This is a genomic window from Oscillibacter sp. 1-3 (assembly GCF_000403435.2).
Lineage (GTDB): Bacteria > Bacillota > Clostridia > Oscillospirales > Oscillospiraceae > Oscillibacter.
Genome location: NZ_KE159703.1, coordinates 688,243 through 704,761, shown reverse-complemented (window position 1 = coordinate 704,761; position 16,519 = coordinate 688,243). Strand labels below are relative to the sequence as shown.

At 57.2% G+C, this 16,519-nt stretch carries 22 protein-coding genes; 10 read left to right on the top strand and 12 right to left on the bottom strand.

Annotated features, from left to right (window positions below; translation table 11 throughout):
* The first annotated feature begins 118 nt into the window (after nt 1-118).
* From C816_RS03490 to C816_RS03455, 9 genes are all read left to right on the top strand, one after another.
* On the top strand, nt 119-334 hold the full coding sequence (locus C816_RS03490; RefSeq protein WP_155978879.1) for a hypothetical protein: 216 nt from the start codon (nt 119-121) through the stop codon (nt 332-334).
* A gap of 17 nt (nt 335-351) precedes the next feature.
* A complete protein-coding gene (locus tag C816_RS03485) occupies nt 352-654 on the top strand; it encodes a cysteine-rich small domain-containing protein (protein WP_016321034.1) in 303 nt (100 codons plus the stop codon).
* 1,061 nt (nt 655-1,715) lie between these two features.
* A complete protein-coding gene (locus tag C816_RS03480) occupies nt 1,716-2,618 on the top strand; it encodes a hypothetical protein (RefSeq protein ID WP_016321032.1) in 903 nt (300 codons plus the stop codon).
* Nucleotides 2,619-3,365: 747 nt separating this feature from the next.
* A complete protein-coding gene (locus tag C816_RS03475; RefSeq protein ID WP_040654575.1) occupies nt 3,366-3,935 on the top strand; it encodes a TlpA family protein disulfide reductase in 570 nt (189 codons plus the stop codon).
* Nucleotides 3,913-4,065, top strand: a complete 153-nt coding sequence (locus tag C816_RS24165) for a CD1871A family CXXC motif-containing protein (protein WP_016321030.1) — start codon at nt 3,913-3,915, stop codon at nt 4,063-4,065. The genes C816_RS03475 and C816_RS24165 overlap by 23 nt, the downstream gene beginning before the upstream one ends.
* A 3-nt stretch (nt 4,066-4,068) precedes the next feature.
* Entirely contained in the window at nt 4,069-4,932 is an 864-nt protein-coding gene (locus C816_RS03470) for a 4Fe-4S binding protein (RefSeq protein ID WP_016321029.1), read from the top strand.
* A gap of 145 nt (nt 4,933-5,077) precedes the next feature.
* Nucleotides 5,078-7,015: a thioredoxin domain-containing protein gene (locus C816_RS03465; RefSeq protein ID WP_016321028.1), complete on the top strand. Its 1,938-nt coding sequence runs from the start codon at nt 5,078-5,080 to the stop codon at nt 7,013-7,015.
* A gap of 253 nt (nt 7,016-7,268) precedes the next feature.
* On the top strand, nt 7,269-8,936 hold the full coding sequence (locus C816_RS03460) for a recombinase family protein (protein ID WP_016321026.1): 1,668 nt from the start codon (nt 7,269-7,271) through the stop codon (nt 8,934-8,936).
* Nucleotides 8,882-9,424, top strand: a complete 543-nt coding sequence (locus tag C816_RS03455; RefSeq protein WP_016321025.1) for a sigma-70 family RNA polymerase sigma factor — start codon at nt 8,882-8,884, stop codon at nt 9,422-9,424. Before C816_RS03460 ends, C816_RS03455 begins: the two co-directional genes overlap by 55 nt.
* A gap of 53 nt (nt 9,425-9,477) precedes the next feature.
* Here C816_RS03455 and lexA read toward each other — a convergent pair whose 3' ends face one another.
* Complete coding sequence (gene lexA, locus C816_RS03450) at nt 9,478-10,080, bottom strand: transcriptional repressor LexA (RefSeq protein ID WP_016321024.1); 603 nt, start codon at nt 10,078-10,080, stop codon at nt 9,478-9,480.
* Nucleotides 10,081-10,280: 200 nt separating this feature from the next.
* On the opposite strand from lexA, the gene secG reads away from it, so the two are divergent.
* Nucleotides 10,281-10,520, top strand: coding sequence for a preprotein translocase subunit SecG (secG, locus tag C816_RS03445; protein ID WP_016321023.1), 240 nt, complete (start codon nt 10,281-10,283; stop codon nt 10,518-10,520).
* A gap of 44 nt (nt 10,521-10,564) precedes the next feature.
* Here the strand turns inward: secG and C816_RS03440 are convergent, their stop codons facing one another.
* From C816_RS03440 to map, 11 genes are all read right to left on the bottom strand, one after another.
* Nucleotides 10,565-11,269 (bottom strand): polysaccharide deacetylase family protein, encoded by a 705-nt coding sequence (locus tag C816_RS03440; protein WP_016321022.1) that lies wholly within the window; start codon nt 11,267-11,269, stop codon nt 10,565-10,567.
* 129 nt (nt 11,270-11,398) lie between these two features.
* Nucleotides 11,399-11,782: a hypothetical protein gene (locus C816_RS03435; RefSeq protein WP_016321021.1), complete on the bottom strand. Its 384-nt coding sequence runs from the start codon at nt 11,780-11,782 to the stop codon at nt 11,399-11,401.
* Nucleotides 11,783-12,173: 391 nt separating this feature from the next.
* Nucleotides 12,174-12,518, bottom strand: a complete 345-nt coding sequence (gene rplQ, locus C816_RS03430; protein ID WP_016321020.1) for a 50S ribosomal protein L17 — start codon at nt 12,516-12,518, stop codon at nt 12,174-12,176.
* Nucleotides 12,519-12,574: 56 nt separating this feature from the next.
* Nucleotides 12,575-13,525 carry a DNA-directed RNA polymerase subunit alpha gene (locus tag C816_RS03425; RefSeq protein WP_016321019.1) on the bottom strand — a complete coding sequence of 317 codons (951 nt, stop codon included), beginning with the start codon at nt 13,523-13,525 and terminating at the stop codon, nt 12,575-12,577.
* An 87-nt stretch (nt 13,526-13,612) separates the two neighbouring features.
* Nucleotides 13,613-14,239: a 30S ribosomal protein S4 gene (gene rpsD / locus C816_RS03420; protein WP_016321018.1), complete on the bottom strand. Its 627-nt coding sequence runs from the start codon at nt 14,237-14,239 to the stop codon at nt 13,613-13,615.
* 24 nt (nt 14,240-14,263) lie between these two features.
* The gene (rpsK, locus tag C816_RS03415) at nt 14,264-14,668 is read right to left on the bottom strand and encodes a 30S ribosomal protein S11 (protein ID WP_016321017.1); all 405 of its coding nucleotides are present in this window, start codon (nt 14,666-14,668) and stop codon (nt 14,264-14,266) included.
* A gap of 15 nt (nt 14,669-14,683) precedes the next feature.
* Nucleotides 14,684-15,049, bottom strand: coding sequence for a 30S ribosomal protein S13 (gene rpsM, locus C816_RS03410; RefSeq protein WP_016321016.1), 366 nt, complete (start codon nt 15,047-15,049; stop codon nt 14,684-14,686).
* 26 nt (nt 15,050-15,075) lie between these two features.
* Entirely contained in the window at nt 15,076-15,189 is a 114-nt protein-coding gene (gene rpmJ, locus C816_RS22340; RefSeq protein ID WP_014116882.1) for a 50S ribosomal protein L36, read from the bottom strand.
* A 50-nt stretch (nt 15,190-15,239) separates the two neighbouring features.
* The gene (gene infA, locus C816_RS03405; RefSeq protein ID WP_016321015.1) at nt 15,240-15,458 is read right to left on the bottom strand and encodes a translation initiation factor IF-1; all 219 of its coding nucleotides are present in this window, start codon (nt 15,456-15,458) and stop codon (nt 15,240-15,242) included.
* A 3-nt stretch (nt 15,459-15,461) separates the two neighbouring features.
* On the bottom strand, nt 15,462-15,746 hold the full coding sequence (locus C816_RS03400; protein WP_016321014.1) for a KOW domain-containing RNA-binding protein: 285 nt from the start codon (nt 15,744-15,746) through the stop codon (nt 15,462-15,464).
* A 16-nt stretch (nt 15,747-15,762) separates the two neighbouring features.
* Entirely contained in the window at nt 15,763-16,515 is a 753-nt protein-coding gene (gene map, locus C816_RS03395; protein WP_016321013.1) for a type I methionyl aminopeptidase, read from the bottom strand.
* Nucleotides 16,516-16,519 lie beyond the last annotated feature (4 nt).

Here is a 16,519-nt window from a genome sequence, read left to right as displayed (position 1 = left end):
TTACCGGGAATTCATCCTCTGGCCCGGCGCATTGGAGGCCGCCGGCCTGCGGGCCTCCCGCGCGGAGCGGCACGCCGGATACCCGGAGGTGCGGAAAAAGGCCTGGGGAGGAGCAGGCGTGAAACAGACGCTCAGTCTGCCTCTGTCCTCTGCCGTATTGGCGGAGTACGGCGGCGCGGAGGGACTGCGGCAGGAGCTTAGGGAGCTGGGCTGTCAGGGCGCCGAGGGGATCTGGAATCTGGAGCCGGACTATCTGACCCATGAGCTGGCGGCGGGCAGCCGGTCCGAACGCCGGACGGCAGTTCTGCGGCAGATGGCCGCTTTGAATCTTTGAAAGTGAGGAAACAGACGATGGCAGCAGAAGAGAAAACTGGATTGACTATGAAACCGGAGGAGAGCCGGTACTCTTTCTTTCAGCATAAGGACTGTGAATTTTTCCCCTGCCACAAAACAGACCGGCCGGAGGATTTCAACTGCCTGTTCTGTTACTGTCCCCTGTACACCCTGGGATCAGCCTGCGGGGGAAACTGCTCCTGGCTTCCCGATGGGACGAAAGACTGCAGCGCGTGTCTTATCCCTCACGGAAGGAAAAGCTATGGCTATGTAGTCTCAAAGTTTGGGGAGCTGGCTGCGCTGGCGAAAAAGAACCGATAGAGCAGGAAGAATCCATATGGCATAAGCTCAGGATTCGGAGCTGTTTGAAAAATGGCAGAACGTCGTCTCGGCGCATTTTTCTACCGAGGCGACGCTGCTTTGTCTTGAAAACCGCCTTTTCCCGCAGTTGGGGCATTCCGCCCGGCCTAGAGCCTGTTTTCAAGCCGGCGGAATGCCGGATCGAGGCAGATTTTTGCAGGCGCTCTGTCGCCCGGCAAGAAAAGTGATACCGGCGCGGCGAAGCGAGACCGGCAAATCAATCCGTTCTTTTATGCTCATCCGACTCCAGAAGGGAACCGAATGAGTGTTTTTATTGGCCGTCCTATACGGCGAAGTATCCGTACCCCAATCCCAATCCGTTCTCCCAGCAATGAAAATTACATATCTTTCAGCCAGATACAGCCTGCCGGCTCGAATGGCGGCGTAACTTGTTTGGAGCATCGATCAAACATCGGCTTGAATCCATGGGTCAGCGATTCTTTGCTGAGATGTATTGTGTAAAGGGTAGTTTCATCATCCAAATACACATTGGCTGACGGTTCATTTGTGGCAGAATGGCATAGGCTGGAAAGGCAGTGATCGACCAGCAGGAGAGGATCGAAGCGGGAGCGTCCGGGGATGACCTGGGCGCTCCGTTCTCCTTGCCGGCCCTCTCGGAGAGCGCACTTACTCACCACCTGCCAAGGCCGGCGGTGGTACTGCCTCCGGCAGTCGTGCGATCTCCGAGGGTCGGTCCACCGGGCGTCCCTTTCCTGCCCAGTATGGACAGGCCAGCAGACACCACCAGCGGTTTGTGCATCGGGTGGAGCTGCGCCGATGCACTGGGGGGGCATTGGCCCCCAACAAGCTGTGCCGGGTATATACCGGGGCATTGCTTGCCACTACTATTATCAGCGTCCAAAGACAAAGGTTGACTATCGCCCGCACCGGTGTTATACTTTGCCCGTGTTAATTCGACAAATCGGAATTTTCTGGGAATTTATAGAAAGAAAAGTAAATTACAGAATTTAAGAATAGCATGATTGTTTCGTGTCAGCAAAATACAACAGGAGATGATTTTTATGTTTGGATTTGGAAAAAAGAAAATAAAGGAGGATAACGCCCCAGAGAAGCGGCTGGCTGAGTTCCAGAGAAAAAAGGACTGGGCTGGGGTGTCCAGAACTTATTATGAACTGGGTGTGGCCGCTATGGATGCGGGCAACCTGCATGAAGCCCAGCTGTGGCTCCACCGGGCGGACACCATTTATAGTGCTGATGACAATATCTATGATAAGGTGGGGGAGAAACTGATGGACGATTGCTCCGACCGTATTGGGCGGCTGGAGGATAAGGACGGACTGTTCTACAACGACATTCCCGCCGAAATTGAGGCCAGGGCGAAGGAACTGAGCGGTGCCGAGGTTCGGGTATGGGGTTTGCTGTCCATTGCCCGGCTTGTGCGGCTGGGAGAGCAGTTGTCCAGACTACCAGACTGTGAGGTGCTGGGCCAACTGGACTGGGCGGTTGATTTGATGTTTCGCTCCCTTCAGACCTTACCCTCTCAAGAGGCATACCAACGCTTGATGGATATGTGCAACGCACTCTATGAACTCAACGGAAAGCTGGTCTATTACAGCGGTGAGATTGAGGTTCCAGGCAGGCCCCCCTTCCAGCTGTTCGACCTGAACGGCCTGTTTGGAGTAGAACAGGAGCTGAACAGCTATACCGACAATCATCTGCGGCTGCTGGCCGCTCTGAGCCAGGGGGCGGAGGAGCTGCCCCAGGCCGAGAGCAGCATTGTGGCCTGCGCCCTGCTGCCTGACTACTATGTCCGCACTGGGGCAAGAGACCTGAACGAAGTCCCCCAGATTAAGGCGGAACTGGAGCGTATCTGGAGCGACTATGAGTTTGTCCGGGACCGTTTCACCTGGGAGGAGGTCGGGAAAAGAATCGCGGATTATAAACAGTTGGATATTCTGGCCTGATGGCTCTACAGAAAATGATCCTGCTCCACAAGAAAACGAGTTTTGACGAGGAGTAATACGCCTTCCAGTTTATCGGGGGGATTTCATCTTTTGGGTGAAATCCCCCTTGACAAATGTTCTCTTTGATAGAAGCGCTGAAAAAGTCCCTGGCCGCAGAGATTCCTTTAACATTGATTATTCGTACCGAATGATATACAATAAGCCAAAGGGGTGAAAAATAAATCGGCGAATAGCAAAAATCAATATCAGCTCTGCCGCCGGGACAGCTGGCAGAAACCGCTGTCTCCGTACTGCCGGAGCAGAGCGGCCTTGAAACAGACACGCCCTTCACGTTTGTCCGCCGCCTGCCGGTCCATGGACGGGAGCGCCCGCGGCTGATACCCGCTTTACAGGCCAGACCCCTCAACACCGCATTCACCCGGCAGATGCACGCGGCCCGAAGCCTGTATGGGCCGCAGCTGATGATACCCAACCTGACGGCAGGTCATATTCGGGCAGTCCTGCGGCAAATTTTGGACTACTATCCCCGGCGGGGCCGGGCCGCCATTACGGACCGCGTTGAGACGTGTATTTTAACAAGGCAGAAAAATTATAACATATGGAGGAAGCGACATGGGCAAACTGCACGAGATTTTTTTGATACCAGTTTCAGATAAAATGAAATCGTTTCATCTGAAATGGCGCAAAGCCTGTCTCACAAGGGGCCAACGCGCCTTGGGCGCCCCAAAAAGCTTATCGCGTCTTTTAATGAATTCCAGTATCAGTTTCCTGATACTGTCACTGGTCCTGCTGTGCGGCTGCGCCGGGGACAGCGGCGGACCGCCGGCCGCTTCTGAAACCGCAGGCGAGCCCCCCACCGCAGAGGAACCGTCGGAGGAAGCCTCGCCCATCTTCATCACCTTCGAGGGAACGGACCTGGAGGGGAACACGATCTCACAGGACATCTTCACCCAGTCCAAACTCACCATGGTCAACGTGTGGGCCACCTACTGCAATCCCTGCCTGAGCGAAATGCCGGGACTTGGCGAGCTGGCGGCGGAGCATGACGCGGAGGAGTTCCAGATCATCGGCATTGTCAGCGATGTGAGGGAGGGAGAGGACCAGGCCCTTGCGGAAAGTCTGGTCCAAAACACAGGGGCGAATTACCCCCATCTGCTCGCCAACGACTCCATCGACTACGCGCTCCTGGCGGGCGTGAGCGCCGTACCCACCACCTTCTTTTTTGATGGGGAGGGGGCATACCTGGGCAGCGTCGTCGGTTCCGCGGAAAAATCAGAGTGGGAGGAGCTCATCCATGGACTTCTGGAAGAACTGTAAACCGTACGGCTGGGTCTTGGGCGCCCTGGCAGGTGTTCTCTTCCTTGGGATCGGGGCCGTTCAAGGGCAGTTTGACGTGATTTGGAAAAAAGCGGTGATGATCTGCCTGGAGTGCATCGGGATTGGGTGAGCTATGAGAAACAGACTTCGACTGACCGTACAGCTGCTGTTTACCATCGTAACCAACGGATATATGTACGGCTTTTTGAATGGGAGGATTTACCGGGGCGGCCTGAAATACGCCTGTGTGCCGGGACTAAACTGCTATTCCTGTCCCGGAGCCGTCGCCGCCTGCCCCATCGGGGCCTTGCAGGCGCTGCTGAACCAGCGGGGCTTTCAGATCCCCTTCGCCGCTCTGGGGGTCTTCTTCGTGTTCGGAAGCCTGCTGGGGCGCTTTGTCTGCGGCTGGCTGTGTCCCTTTGGGCTGGCGCAGGACCTTCTCCATAAGATTCCCCTATTCAAAAAGAGAAAGCGCCTGCCCTTTCACCGCATCCTGAAATACGGAAAATACGCGGCGCTGATTCTTTTGGTGTGTGGCGGTTCCATGTTTTTGTTCGGCGGTCTTGCAAAGGTCCCGGCCTTCTGCAAATATCTCTGTCCCTCCGGCACCCTGCTGGGCGCGATTCCCCTGCTTAGCGCGAACGAGGCCCTGCGGGGCCAGGCCGCCGGCCTGTTTCTCTGGAAGCTGGGAATCCTGCTGGGAATCCTGCTGCTCTCCGTGAAGGTTTACCGCCCCTTCTGCCAATACCTGTGCCCGCTGGGAGCCATTTACGGCTGGTTCAACGGATTCAGCCTGGTGCAAATTCAGTGGGACCAGGGGAATTGTGTCTCCTGCGGGGCCTGTGAGAGGGCCTGTCCGGCGGCGCTGTCCTTACAGGAGATTTCCCGTTCCCCGGAGTGCATCCGGTGCGGCAAGTGCGCGGACGCCTGCCCGAAGAAATGCCTGCATTTCACCGGCCGTCCCTGGTATAATTCCGCAGAATCACAGTCATCCTAAATAAAATCGCCTGCCGCATCACAGGAACAGGCAGCCGTCTGTGCGCATGAAGTTTTTGCGCATCATCTCCGGCTGCCCGAAGGGGCGGGGAAGCGGCGCATTTTGATTACTGCCCTGCGCCTGCACAGCAAAAGGATGTGATACTGTGTCAAACCACTTGAAAAACGAGACCAGCCCCTACCTCCTTCAGCACGCGGAAAACCCTGTGGACTGGTACCCCTGGGGCGAGGATGCCTTCCGCCGGGCCAGAGAGGAGGACAAGCCAGTCTTCCTCAGCATCGGTTACAGCACCTGCCATTGGTGCCACGTCATGGCCCATGAGAGCTTTGAAGACCCAAAGACGGCGGCGCTGCTGAACCGCTGGTTTATCTCCATCAAGGTGGACCGGGAGGAGCGGCCCGACCTGGACAGCGTCTATATGAGCGTCTGCCAGGCGTTTACCGGCAGCGGCGGGTGGCCCGCCAGTATTTTTCTTACGCCGGAGAAGCAGCCCTTCTTTGCGGGAACCTATTTCCCCAAACGCCGTCAGGGCGGTATGGTGAGCTTTGGGGAACTGCTGACGCTGATTCATGACAGGTGGGAACAGAACCGTTCCGCGCTGCTGGGTCCGGCCGGGGAAATCATGTCTTTGCTGACTCGTCCGAGGGCAGCGGAGGATAACGCAGAACCGGAATTGCTGGAGGATGCTGTCCAGCTGTACAAGCGGCTGTTCGACCCGAAAAACGGCGGCTTTGGCGGCGCACCCAAATTTCCCTCTCCCCACAACCTTCTGTTCCTCCTGGCATACCATCGCAGACGGGGAGACCGCGAGTGTCTGGAGATGGCGGAGCGGACGCTGCTGCAGATGTATCGAGGCGGGCTGTTTGACCACATCGGCGGCGGATTCTGCCGCTATTCCACCGACGAGCGGTTTCTTGTTCCCCACTTTGAGAAAATGCTGTATGACAACGCTCTGCTGATTTTGGCATACTGCGAAGCGTACGCAGTCACCGGAAAAGAGCTGTACCTGCTGGCGGCGAAACGGACCGCGGATTTCGTCCTGCGGGAGATGACCGCGCCGGAGGGCGGATTTTACAGCGCCCAGGACGCCGACAGCGGCGGCGTGGAGGGAAAGTATTATCTGTTTACGCCAGAGGAGCTTGTCCGCCTCCTCGGCCCGAAACAGGGCGGGGCCTTCAACCGGCATTTTGACATCACGGACGCCGGGAATTTTGAGGGGGAGAGCATCCCCAATCTCCTGCGCAGCGACCCGGCGAATCGGTTCTTTGACGACCTGCTGCAACCTGTATATCAATACCGCAAACGCCGCTGTGTCCTCCGCCTGGACGATAAAATCCTGACTGCCTGGAACGGTCTGATGATCGCGGCGCTGTGCCGGCTGTATCAGGCCGGCGGAGAGGAGAAATACCTGGCCGCCGCAAAGCAGGCGAACCGCTTCCTCTGGGAAAATCTCTGGGACGGCAGCGCGCTCTACGTCAGCTTTCGGAGCGGGCAGCGGGGCGCAAAGGGATTCCTGGACGACTACGCTGCCTGTCTCTTCGCCCAGCTGGCGCTGTACGGCGCCACGCTGGAGCAAACGTATCTGACGCAGGCGGAAAAGCTCTGCCGAGACACCCTCTCTCGCTTTCACGATGCCGAAAACGGCGGGTTTTATCTCTATGGAGAGGATCACGAGGCCCTGATTCTCCGGCCCAAGGAGACCTATGACGGGGCGCTGCCCAGCGGAAATTCCCTGATGGCCTGGAATCTGGTGCGGCTCAGCCAGCTCGCTTCGGAGGAGCGCTTCGGTCCGTCGGCAGAACAGCAGCTGGACTTTCTGGCTGGAGACGCAAGTCAGTATCCCGCCGGCTATGCCATGTTTCTGCTGGCGCTGCTGGATGATCGGGACCCGCCGCCCAAGGTGACGGCAGTCTGTTCGGACAGATCCGAGGCGGAATATCTGCCGTTGAGACTGCCTGCTGAAGCGGCTGTAATCCTGCGGGAGCCGGAAGCAGCGTATCCGCTGAAAAACGGGAAGACGACCTTCTATGTCTGCCAGGGCTGCAGCTGCCTGCCGCCCGTCAACGAACTGCCCGTTTTGTAAGAATTTCAACAGATGCCAGACGGAGCTTGTCCGCCTGGCATTTTTCTTTCTTTTCAACATATGCATAGACCGAGGTGATGCAGCATGGAAAGTGCACAGAGAGAACTGGTCAGCGTCCTGCTGGACCATATCCGTTCGCTTGGTCTCATATCGAATTCCACTTATTCCGGAGCGGTGGATTTGGTATACTCTATGATCGACTTCCCGGAGCTTTTCCAGTGTCCTGTGCGCTTGACAAAGGAGGCGGGCGAATATGAATGTGCTCAGGATACGCAATGAAATGCGAAATGGGAAAACCATTTTTGATCTGCCCCTGCGGGTGACTTTCTATGCCAGAGTTTCCACCGACAAGGACGAACAGATCAACAGTCTGGAAAACCAGGTGCAGTATTACACCCAATTCATTCAGGAAAAGCAGAATTGGACTTATATTCAGGGTTATGTGGACGAGGGTATTTCCGGCACCAGCACGAAAAAGCGGGATAGCTTCTTACGGATGATAAAGGATGCCAAAGCGGGGCGGTTCGACTTCATCATCACAAAGGAGATCTCCCGCTTTTCCCGTTCCACCCTGGACAGCATCCAGTACACTCAGGAGCTGCTGGAGCACGATGTGGGGGTCTTGTTTCAAAACGACAACATCAACACGCTGGACAGCGACAGTGAGTTCCGGCTGGTGGTCATGGCCGGGGTGGCTCAGGATGAGGTGCGCAAGCTCTCCGAACGGCTGAAGTTCGGCTTCCGGCAGGCCATCAAAAACGGCCATGTGCTAGGCAACGATAAGCTGTGGGGGTACGACAAAAAGGACTGTGTGCTGACCATCAACGAAACCGAGGCCCAGGTGGTGCGGCGGATCTTCGACCTCTACGCCAACCAGCAGATCGGCATCCGCCGCATTTCACAGATATTGTACAGCGAGGGATTCACCAGCCGGAAGGGCAATTCCTTCAACGTCCTGACCATCCGGCACATTCTCTGCAATCCCAAGTACAAGGGCTGGTACTGCGCCAATAAGTCCCAGACGGTGGACTACCGCAGCAAGCGGAAGATCTTCCTGGACGAAGACGAGTGGGTCCTGTATCCGGACCCGTCCATACCAGCTATTGTGTCGGAGGAGCTGTGGGACCGGGCCAACGCCCTCTACAAACGCCGAAGCCGGCAGATGATGTCCCACCAGAGCGGAGCGGAATTTCACAACCGCTACCCATACAGCGGAAAGATTCTCTGTGAGGAGCACGGGACCAGCTTCCACCGGCAGGTACTGAAAAGCGCCAAGGGAAATCAGGAGGTCTGGCAGTGCCGGATTTACCGTGATAAAGGCCGGGCAGCCTGCTCCGCGCCTCAGCTCAGGACAGCGGAGCTGAACCGGATCATGGCCGGCATCTTCAGCAAGCTGGCGCAAAACAAGCAATCTGTCATTGATGCGGTGATTACCGTTCTCCAGTCCGTTCCTGACGAGCACAATTATGACCAGGACATCCGACGCATCGAGGAGGACTTGTCTGCCATCCAGACAAAAAAAGACCACCTGCTGGAGATGAGCGTCGAGGGTGTCATCACCATGGCGGAGTTCAAGCAGCGCAACGACGGCTTTAACCAGCAGGCGCAGGCCCTGGCGGAACGGCTGGAAGCCCTCCGGGCGGAAGCGGAAAAAGGGCAGCAGACCGTGGGACGGATGGAGGAAATCCGCGCCGCCCTGGAGCGGGAGCTCACTTTCCAAAACGGCGTCAATTCCGCCCTGGTCACTACGATTCTGGACAAAATAGTGGTTAAAAAAAGCAGTATAAAAGAAGAAATCCACCTGGACATCCATTTGAAATTCGGCGGCCCATGGGAGGCCGTTTTCAACCGGGAACATCCCTCCCTTTGCTTCACCCGTCCAAAAAATACTACACCCAAAGCGCCGACCAGGAGGACCTGATCTCCATCGGCACCATTGGACTTATTAAAGGGATCTCCAGCTTTGACCCCTCCAAGGGAGCGCGTCTGGCCACCTATGCCGCACGGTGCATTGAAAACGAGATCCTGATGTACTTCCGCAGTCAGAAAAAACTCCAGGGGGAGGTCTCCCTGTCGGACTCCATCGAAAACGACAAGGAGGGCAACGCCCTGCAGCTGATTGACGTGGTGGGCGTGGATGACACCATGCTGGAAGATCTCCACGACCGTGACAACGCCCTGCGGCTCCACACCTTGCTGCGGGAGTGTCTGACCAGCCGGGAGGCAGAGATCATCCGTCTGCGCTACGGCCTGGGCGGCACTGTGCCGCTGACCCAGCGGGAGATCGCATCCTCCTTTGGGATCTCCCGGAGCTATGTATCCCGCATCGAAAAACGGGCCCTGGAGAAGCTGCGGGCCGCCCTGCAAGCTCCTCCTCCGCCCCGCTCACATGAAAAGCGGAAAAGTTAGCCCGGCGACAAACAGCGGCACAGAGAACGCCCCTGTGCCGCCTCACCTGCATTTCAATACCACCGCACCACCGCAGTGACCTTCCCCAGTATCGTGGCATAGGTGCCGTCAATGGGGCTGTAATCGTCGTTCTCCGGCAGAAGCCAGATCTCCCCATTCCGCCGGGACAGCCGCTTCACCGTGGCCTCGTTCTCCAGAAGGGCTACCACGATCTCGCCGTTGCTGGCAGTCTGCTGGCGGCGCACCACCACCAGGTCTCCTGGCAGGATGCCGGCATTCAGCATGGACTCGCCCCGCACCCGCAGGGCAAAATAGTCGTCCCCATGGCCGCCGGTGTCAAATGTCAGATACTCCTCGATACACTCCTCCGCCAAAATCGGACTGCCGGCCGCCACGCTGCCCACAATGGGAATGCGGTCCTCCGGCTGCGGCGGCTGTTGTACCTGCTCTGTCAGGGCGAGGGCCCGGCCCTTGCCGGCCCCCTTGGCAATTACGCCGGCCTCCTCCAGACGTTTCAGGTGAAAATGCACGGTGGAGGGGGATTTCAGCCCCACAGCCTCTCCGATCTCCCGCACCGAGGGAGCATATCCCTGCTCCTGGATGCAGGCCGCAATATAGTCATAGATCCGCTTCTGCATTTTGGAAAGCTCCGCCATAGTGGACCTCCTGATTCCCTTCCCGGGTTCTATTTTAAGTATTATATCACATCTGTCCACAGATTGCAAACACTTGTTCCACTTTATTTTTGATTTATTTGTAAAATTCCACTTGAAAACAGGGACAATCTATGGTAGTATAATAATCCGTGAAATGACATATCATGCCTGTGCATGGGCAAATTTTGGAGGTTTTCCACATGGACACTTTGAAGATCGTCATTACTGTTTTGCAGCTGCTCTGCGGCCTTGCCATCATCATGGCCGTGCTGTTCCAGTCCGGCAAGAGCGCTGGCCTGTCCGGTGCCATCGGCGGTGTGGCCGATTCCTTCCTGGCCAAGAACAAGGCCAAGACGCTGGATGCCAAGCTGGCCAGGGCTACCAAATGGGTGGGGGCTCTCTTTCTGATTCTGACGCTGGTCCTGCTGATCCTGGGCTGATTATCACAAAAAAGGGCGGATGCTGGAAGCATCCGCCCTTTTATTTATCCCGTTCCGGAGCGGTACATGACCCCCGCCTCCGGGGTGATGCCGTTCAGCCGCAGCAGCTCCTCCACCGTAACGAACCAATACCCCTCCTCCTCCAGAGCGTCTACAATCTGCAAAGCAGCCTCCACCGAGGTGGGGTAGATGTCATGGAGCAGGATGATGGAGTTGGGCCTGACGTCCCGCAACACAGCCTGGGTCACCTGCGCCGTATTCCGCTTCTCCCAGTCCCGGGGGTCCACGGACCACTTGACCATGGGGACGCTGATTTCCATCCCCTCGTCGACGAGGCCATAGGGCGGGCGGAGCCAGTACCCCTTCTCCCCCAGAAGCTCCTCCAGTGCCTCCTCGGTCATACGGACCTCCTGGCTGACTGTCTCAAAGGAGGTGCCTCCCAGCCGCACATGACTCCAGGTGTGGTTACCCACCTGATGTCCCTCTGCCTTCATTCGCTCTACCAGGTCCTCGTTTCCTTCGATCTCCTCGCCTACCAGAAAAAAGGTGGCACTGGCCCCCCGCTCCTGCAGGCCATCCAGCAGACAGCTGGTGGTCCCCCGGCGTGGACCGTCGTCAAAGGTCAGCGCGATATATTTTACCTCCGCCGGAAGCTCCGCCGCGGCGTCCGCAGGCAGAGCCTCCTCGCCCGCGGCGGCCCACAGCGTCAGCCCTGCCAGACACAAAAAGAGCAGCCGTTTTTTCCACATCCGTTTCCATCTCCTCGTATTTTTCAGGGATAGTTTATACGAATAGCGGAAAAATAGAGCTGTCAAAATCTGTTGTTTTTCAGCGTGTGGACAGACTCCGCCTGCGTTGTATCCACGGGCGGTCTCTCCTCAAAATAGGATTCCAATGATACTGCTCAGCGTATTGACAACTATAATGGCTATAATGATCCATATAATGTACAGGGCGGGTCTTTTCTGCTGTTTTTGCCAGCTCTCCTGCCGCTTGGGAAGCGGCTGCGCCGCTTTTACCGTGCGCACGACTCCCTTGGACAGTCCCACCGCTTTCCGCACCCGGTTTTCCAAATGGAACTCCTGATGAAGAAAGGAGCCGGCATGGTTTTTCTCATTAAGGCCCTCCGACCGGACCACTGCGCCATCAGCGCCGATTCTGGCGCTCTTTCCGGGCTGATTGAACGCGCCGCACTTGGGACAGAAATCGTCCACGTCAAAGTCATAGCTCTTCCCGCACTCATAGCACTGAATTTTGCGCATGGAAATCCCCTCCTTTTTTACTGTTCCCATCATACCACAACTTTCGACATTTGAAAAGTGCTCTCCTCCGGATCACTGCCGGCCATTTGTCCGAAAATTCCCTTATGGCAGCAGATATAGTAATGGCCTTGATATTGGATCAATTTTCGGTCTCCTATTATGCCGTTTTAATAGGATTTCCAACAGCCCAAAGAACCCGGATACCCACACTCGATCAGAACGCTCTCTTTTCCATATTTGAAATTCAAAAGTTTGCGTACCTCACGCATCATAATACTTTCTCTGAAATTGAATAATTCCTCCTCCGCCAGAGTTTTACCAAAAATAAAAAGCCCTTTGTCATGGCACCGGTATTCCATGACAAAGGACTTTTCTCAATCAGGACGGATGATTATTTCACCAGCTCGATAACGGCGGTCTCCGCGGCGTCTCCGCGGCGCACACCGGTACGGACAATGCGGGTATAGCCGCCGTTGCGCTCCGCGTAGGTGGGCGCAATCTCTTTGAACAGCTTCTTGCACACGTCCTCGCGGGTAATAAAGCTCATGGCCTTGCGGTAAGCGGCCAGATCGCTCTTCTTACCCAGTGTAATCATCTTCTCAGCCAGAGGCTTGATCTCCTTGGCACGGGTGACGGTGGTCTCCATCTTCCCATTGTCCAGGAAATCCGTAACCTGCTGACGCAGCATCGCCATGCGCTGGTCAGTGGTCTTGCCAAGTTTCCGGGTTCCGGGCATTTCGATCTCCTCCTTATCAGGATTTTGGTCAGCCGGCAGAGTTCACCGGCCATAAATCAGTTGTTCTCTTCATCGGCCAGGTGCAGACCCATCATCGCCAGCTTGTTGATAACCTCTTCCAGGGACTTGCGGCCCAGATTGCGGACCTTCATCATCTCGTCCTCGGTCTTGGAAATCAGATCCTCGACGGTGTTGATGTTGGCGCGCTTGAGGCAGTTAAAGCTGCGGACACTGAGGTCCAGCTCCTCGATGGTCATCTCCAGCACCTTGTCCCGCTGCGCCTCCGCCTTTTCCACAACGGTGGGCTTGCTGCCTACGTTCTCGCTGAGGTCAGTGAAGAGGGTGAAGTGGTCGCACAGGATCTTGGCGCCCAGGGACACGGCGTCCCGGGCGGAGATGGTCCCATCCGTCCAGACCTCCAGCGTCAGCTTATCAAAGTCGCTGGAGGTGCCTACGCGGGTGGGCTCTACGGTGTAGTTCACCTTGTAGACCGGGGTGTAGATGGAGTCCACGGCGATGGTGCCGATCACGTTCTGCTGGGGCTTGTTGCGGTCCGCGGGCACATAGCCGCGCCCGTGGGACAGGCTGATCTCCATGTTGAGCGTTGCGCCGTTGTCCAACGTGGCAATGTGCATCTCAGGGTTCAGGACCTCGACTTCACCATCGGCCTTGATGTCGCCGGCGGTGACCTCGCAGGGTCCTACCGCTTCAATATAAACCGTCTTGACGGTTTCACTGTGCAGCTTGGTCAGGAGGCCCTTCACATTTAAGACGATCTCCGTCACATCCTCCTTCACACCAGGGATGGTGGAAAACTCATGCTGGACGCCGGCGATCTTGATGGTGGTCGGCGCGGTGCCAGGGAGAGACGAAAGCATAATGCGACGGAGCGCATTGCCCAGGGTCGTGCCATATCCCCGCTCCAGGGGTTCCACCACATACTTGCCGTAGGTGGCACTGCCTGGGGTTTCGATACACTCGATCTGGGGCTTTTCAATTTCGATCATGCAGTTACCCTCCTTCATCTTCTCATTGCGGCGGCGCACTGCTGCATGCCGCGGACATTACGTGTCATCCTCGAGGGTATCCTCCGATTATTTGGAGTAGAGCTCGACGATGAGGTGTTCCTCAATGGGAAGATCGATGTCCTCGCGGGCGGGTTCTGCAATGACCTTGGCCACGTTGTCCTTATCCATTTCCAGCCACTTGGGCACCACGCGGGAGGAATTGGCCTCCAGGGAGCCCTTGAACTTGTCAAGACTGCGGGAGCCCTCCTTCAGGGCCACCACGTCACCGCTCTTCACCAGGTAGGAGGGAATGTTGACCTTCCTGCCGTTGACGGTAAAGTGGCCGTGGAGCACCAGCTGGCGGGCCTCGGCCCGGCTCATGGCAAAGCCCAGACGGTAGACCACGTTGTCCAGGCGGGTCTCCAGGATGCTGAGCAGGTTCTCGCCGGTCATGCCGGATTTCTTGTTGGCCATGATGAAATACTCATGGAACTGCTTCTCCAGCACGCCGTAGTAGCGCTTGGCCTTCTGCTTCTCACGCATCTGCATGCCGTACTCAGACAGCTTCTTGTTTCTCGCGTTGCCGTGCATGCCGGGAGCGTAGCCGCGACGCTCAATGGAGCACTTGTCCGTGTAGCAGCGGTCGCCCTTCAAAAAGAGCTTCTGGCCCTCTCTGCGGCAAAGGCGGCAGACTGCGCCGGTATATCTTGCCATATTCCTTGTTACCTCCTATTTTGATTAGACGCGGCGGCGCTTCGGGGGGCGGCAGCCGTTGTGGGGGATGGGGGTGACGTCCTTAATCATCGTCACTTCCAGGCCCACCGCCTGCAGGGCGCGGATCGCAGCCTCACGGCCCTGGCCAGGGCCCTTGACAAAGACCTCAACGGTCTTCAGACCGTGCTCCATAGCGGCGCGGGCGGCGGTCTCCGCCGCAGTCTGAGCCGCAAAGGGAGTGGACTTCTTGCTGCCCCGGAAGCCCAGGCCGCCGGAGGAGGCCCAGGAGATGGCGTTGCCCTGGGCGTCGGTAACAGTTACCATGGTGTTGTTGAAAGAAGAACGGATATGGACCTGACCCCGCTCAATATTCTTTCTCTCACGGCGGCGGCGAATGACTTTCTTGCCGCCAGACTTCGCAGTTGCCATTTCTGTTCTCCCTCCTTACTTCTTCTTGTTGGCAATGGTCTTCTTGGGACCCTTGCGGGTGCGGGCGTTGGTCTTGCTGCGCTGGCCGCGGACGGGCAGCCCCTTGCGGTGCCGGATGCCGCGATAGCAGCCGATCTCGCTCAAACGCTTGATGTCCAGGGCAGTCTGACGGCGCAGGTCGCCCTCGACAGTATAGTCGTCGATGGCGTCACGGAGCTTCTGCTCGTCGGCGTCGGTCAGGTCCTTCACACGGACGTCGGGGTTGACGCCCGCCTGCGCCAGAATGTCCTTGGCGCTCTTTCTGCCAATGCCGTAGATATAGGTGAGGCCGATCTCGATACGCTTATCCTTCGGCAGGTCAATACCGGCAATACGTGCCATACTCTTAAAGCACCTCCAATTAAATGTTAGCCCTGTCTCTGCTTATGCTTGGGGTTCTCGCAAATGACCATGACACGGCCTTTGCGGCGAATGACCTTGCATTTTTCGCACATGGGCTTCACGGACGGTCTTACTTTCATAGTTTGAAACCTTCCTTTCAGCGGTTTGTGTCAGTCTGCTCCCCCGGCGCTCACTTGCTGCGCCAGGTGATCCGGCCGCGGGTCAGGTCGTAGGGGGACATCTCCACCGTAACCTTGTCGCCTGGCAGGATCCTGATGAAATTCATCCTGAGTTTTCCGGAGATGAACGCCAAAATTGTGTGTCCATTTCCAATGTCTACCTTGAATGTCGTGTTGGGCAGGGCTTCCACCACAACGCCCTCTACCTCGATCATGTCGGATTTTGCCAAACGTTATCCCTCCTGGTCCGGATGAACCTCCCCGCGGTAAGCCGCGAGGGTTCTGCGAAGCTCACTGTTGGTGATCTTCTCTTGGCCCTTGATTTTTTCAGCAAGGCGGGTGCCGTCGTCGGCCACAAAGAGCACATGCCTGCGCTTTTTGCGCTTGGGCGACTCCACCTTTCTGGACTTTCCGTCCGCCAGCAGAAGGTACTCCCCCTCCACCGCAAGAACGACGAAGAGCTTCCCTCTGTCCCTGCCGGCGTCGGATCGGACGATATTTGATTTTGCAATTTCCATACGCTTCTTCTTACCCTCAGATGGCGGGGGCCGTCAGAATCTCCGGCTCCCCATCGGTAATCAGGATCGTATTCTCATAGTGGGCCGCCCACTTGCCGTCCACCGTTTTGACGGTCCAGCCGTCCGGCAGGACCTGGATGGCGGCCTTTCCCGCGTTCACCATGGGTTCGATTGCAAGGGTCATGCCCCGCAGCAGCCGGGGTCCCCGGCCGGGATGGCCGTAATTGGGGATCTCCGGCGGCTCGTGCATCTTGGCTCCCACGCCGTGGCCCACATACTCCCGGACGACGCTGCAGCCGTGGCTCTCCACGTAAGACTGAATGGCCGCGGATATGTCCTGAAGGCGGTGGCCCTCCCTGGCGTACCGGATGCCCTCAAAAAAGCTCTGCCTGGTCACGTCGATCAGGCTCTGGGCCTCCTGAGAGATCTTTCCGCAGGCGAAGGTGGCCGCGCAGTCGCCGTGAAACCCTCCAATGTACGCGCCCACATCAATGCTGACGATGTCGCCCTCCACCAGCACCCGCTTGCCGGGAATGCCGTGGATGACCTCGTCGTTGACGCTGACACAGACGCTGGCCGGATAGCCGTTGTAGTGGAGGAAAGACGGAACCGCGCCCTGTTTGCGGATGAACTGCTCCACCGCGCTGTCGATCTCATGGGTTGTTACGCCGGGCCTTACCATTTCCCCTGCCAAGGCACGGGCAGCCGCGGTAATTTTTCCGGCCCGGCGCATCAGTTCGATCTCTGTCTGGGATTTCAGGGTAATCATACAC

What these genes read in the sequence shown, in the direction of transcription:
- C816_RS03485 (WP_016321034.1), top strand. Translation starts at nt 352, where the DNA reads ATGGCAGCAGAAGAGAAAACTGGATTGACTATGAAACCGGAGGAGAGC.
- C816_RS03480 (WP_016321032.1), top strand. Translation starts at nt 1,716, where the DNA reads ATGTTTGGATTTGGAAAAAAGAAAATAAAGGAGGATAACGCCCCAGAG.
- C816_RS03475 (WP_040654575.1), top strand. Translation starts at nt 3,366, where the DNA reads ATGAATTCCAGTATCAGTTTCCTGATACTGTCACTGGTCCTGCTGTGC.
- C816_RS24165 (WP_016321030.1), top strand. Translation starts at nt 3,913, where the DNA reads ATGGACTTCTGGAAGAACTGTAAACCGTACGGCTGGGTCTTGGGCGCC.
- C816_RS03470 (WP_016321029.1), top strand. Translation starts at nt 4,069, where the DNA reads ATGAGAAACAGACTTCGACTGACCGTACAGCTGCTGTTTACCATCGTA.
- C816_RS03460 (WP_016321026.1), top strand. Translation starts at nt 7,269, where the DNA reads ATGAATGTGCTCAGGATACGCAATGAAATGCGAAATGGGAAAACCATT.
- lexA (WP_016321024.1), bottom strand. Translation starts at nt 10,080, where the DNA reads ATGGCGGAGCTTTCCAAAATGCAGAAGCGGATCTATGACTATATTGCG.
- secG (WP_016321023.1), top strand. Translation starts at nt 10,281, where the DNA reads ATGGACACTTTGAAGATCGTCATTACTGTTTTGCAGCTGCTCTGCGGC.
- C816_RS03440 (WP_016321022.1), bottom strand. Translation starts at nt 11,269, where the DNA reads ATGTGGAAAAAACGGCTGCTCTTTTTGTGTCTGGCAGGGCTGACGCTG.
- C816_RS03435 (WP_016321021.1), bottom strand. Translation starts at nt 11,782, where the DNA reads ATGCGCAAAATTCAGTGCTATGAGTGCGGGAAGAGCTATGACTTTGAC.
- rplQ (WP_016321020.1), bottom strand. Translation starts at nt 12,518, where the DNA reads ATGCCCGGAACCCGGAAACTTGGCAAGACCACTGACCAGCGCATGGCG.
- C816_RS03425 (WP_016321019.1), bottom strand. Translation starts at nt 13,525, where the DNA reads ATGATCGAAATTGAAAAGCCCCAGATCGAGTGTATCGAAACCCCAGGC.
- rpsD (WP_016321018.1), bottom strand. Translation starts at nt 14,239, where the DNA reads ATGGCAAGATATACCGGCGCAGTCTGCCGCCTTTGCCGCAGAGAGGGC.
- rpsK (WP_016321017.1), bottom strand. Translation starts at nt 14,668, where the DNA reads ATGGCAACTGCGAAGTCTGGCGGCAAGAAAGTCATTCGCCGCCGCCGT.
- rpsM (WP_016321016.1), bottom strand. Translation starts at nt 15,049, where the DNA reads ATGGCACGTATTGCCGGTATTGACCTGCCGAAGGATAAGCGTATCGAG.
- rpmJ (WP_014116882.1), bottom strand. Translation starts at nt 15,189, where the DNA reads ATGAAAGTAAGACCGTCCGTGAAGCCCATGTGCGAAAAATGCAAGGTC.
- C816_RS03400 (WP_016321014.1), bottom strand. Translation starts at nt 15,746, where the DNA reads ATGGAAATTGCAAAATCAAATATCGTCCGATCCGACGCCGGCAGGGAC.
- map (WP_016321013.1), bottom strand. Translation starts at nt 16,515, where the DNA reads ATGATTACCCTGAAATCCCAGACAGAGATCGAACTGATGCGCCGGGCC.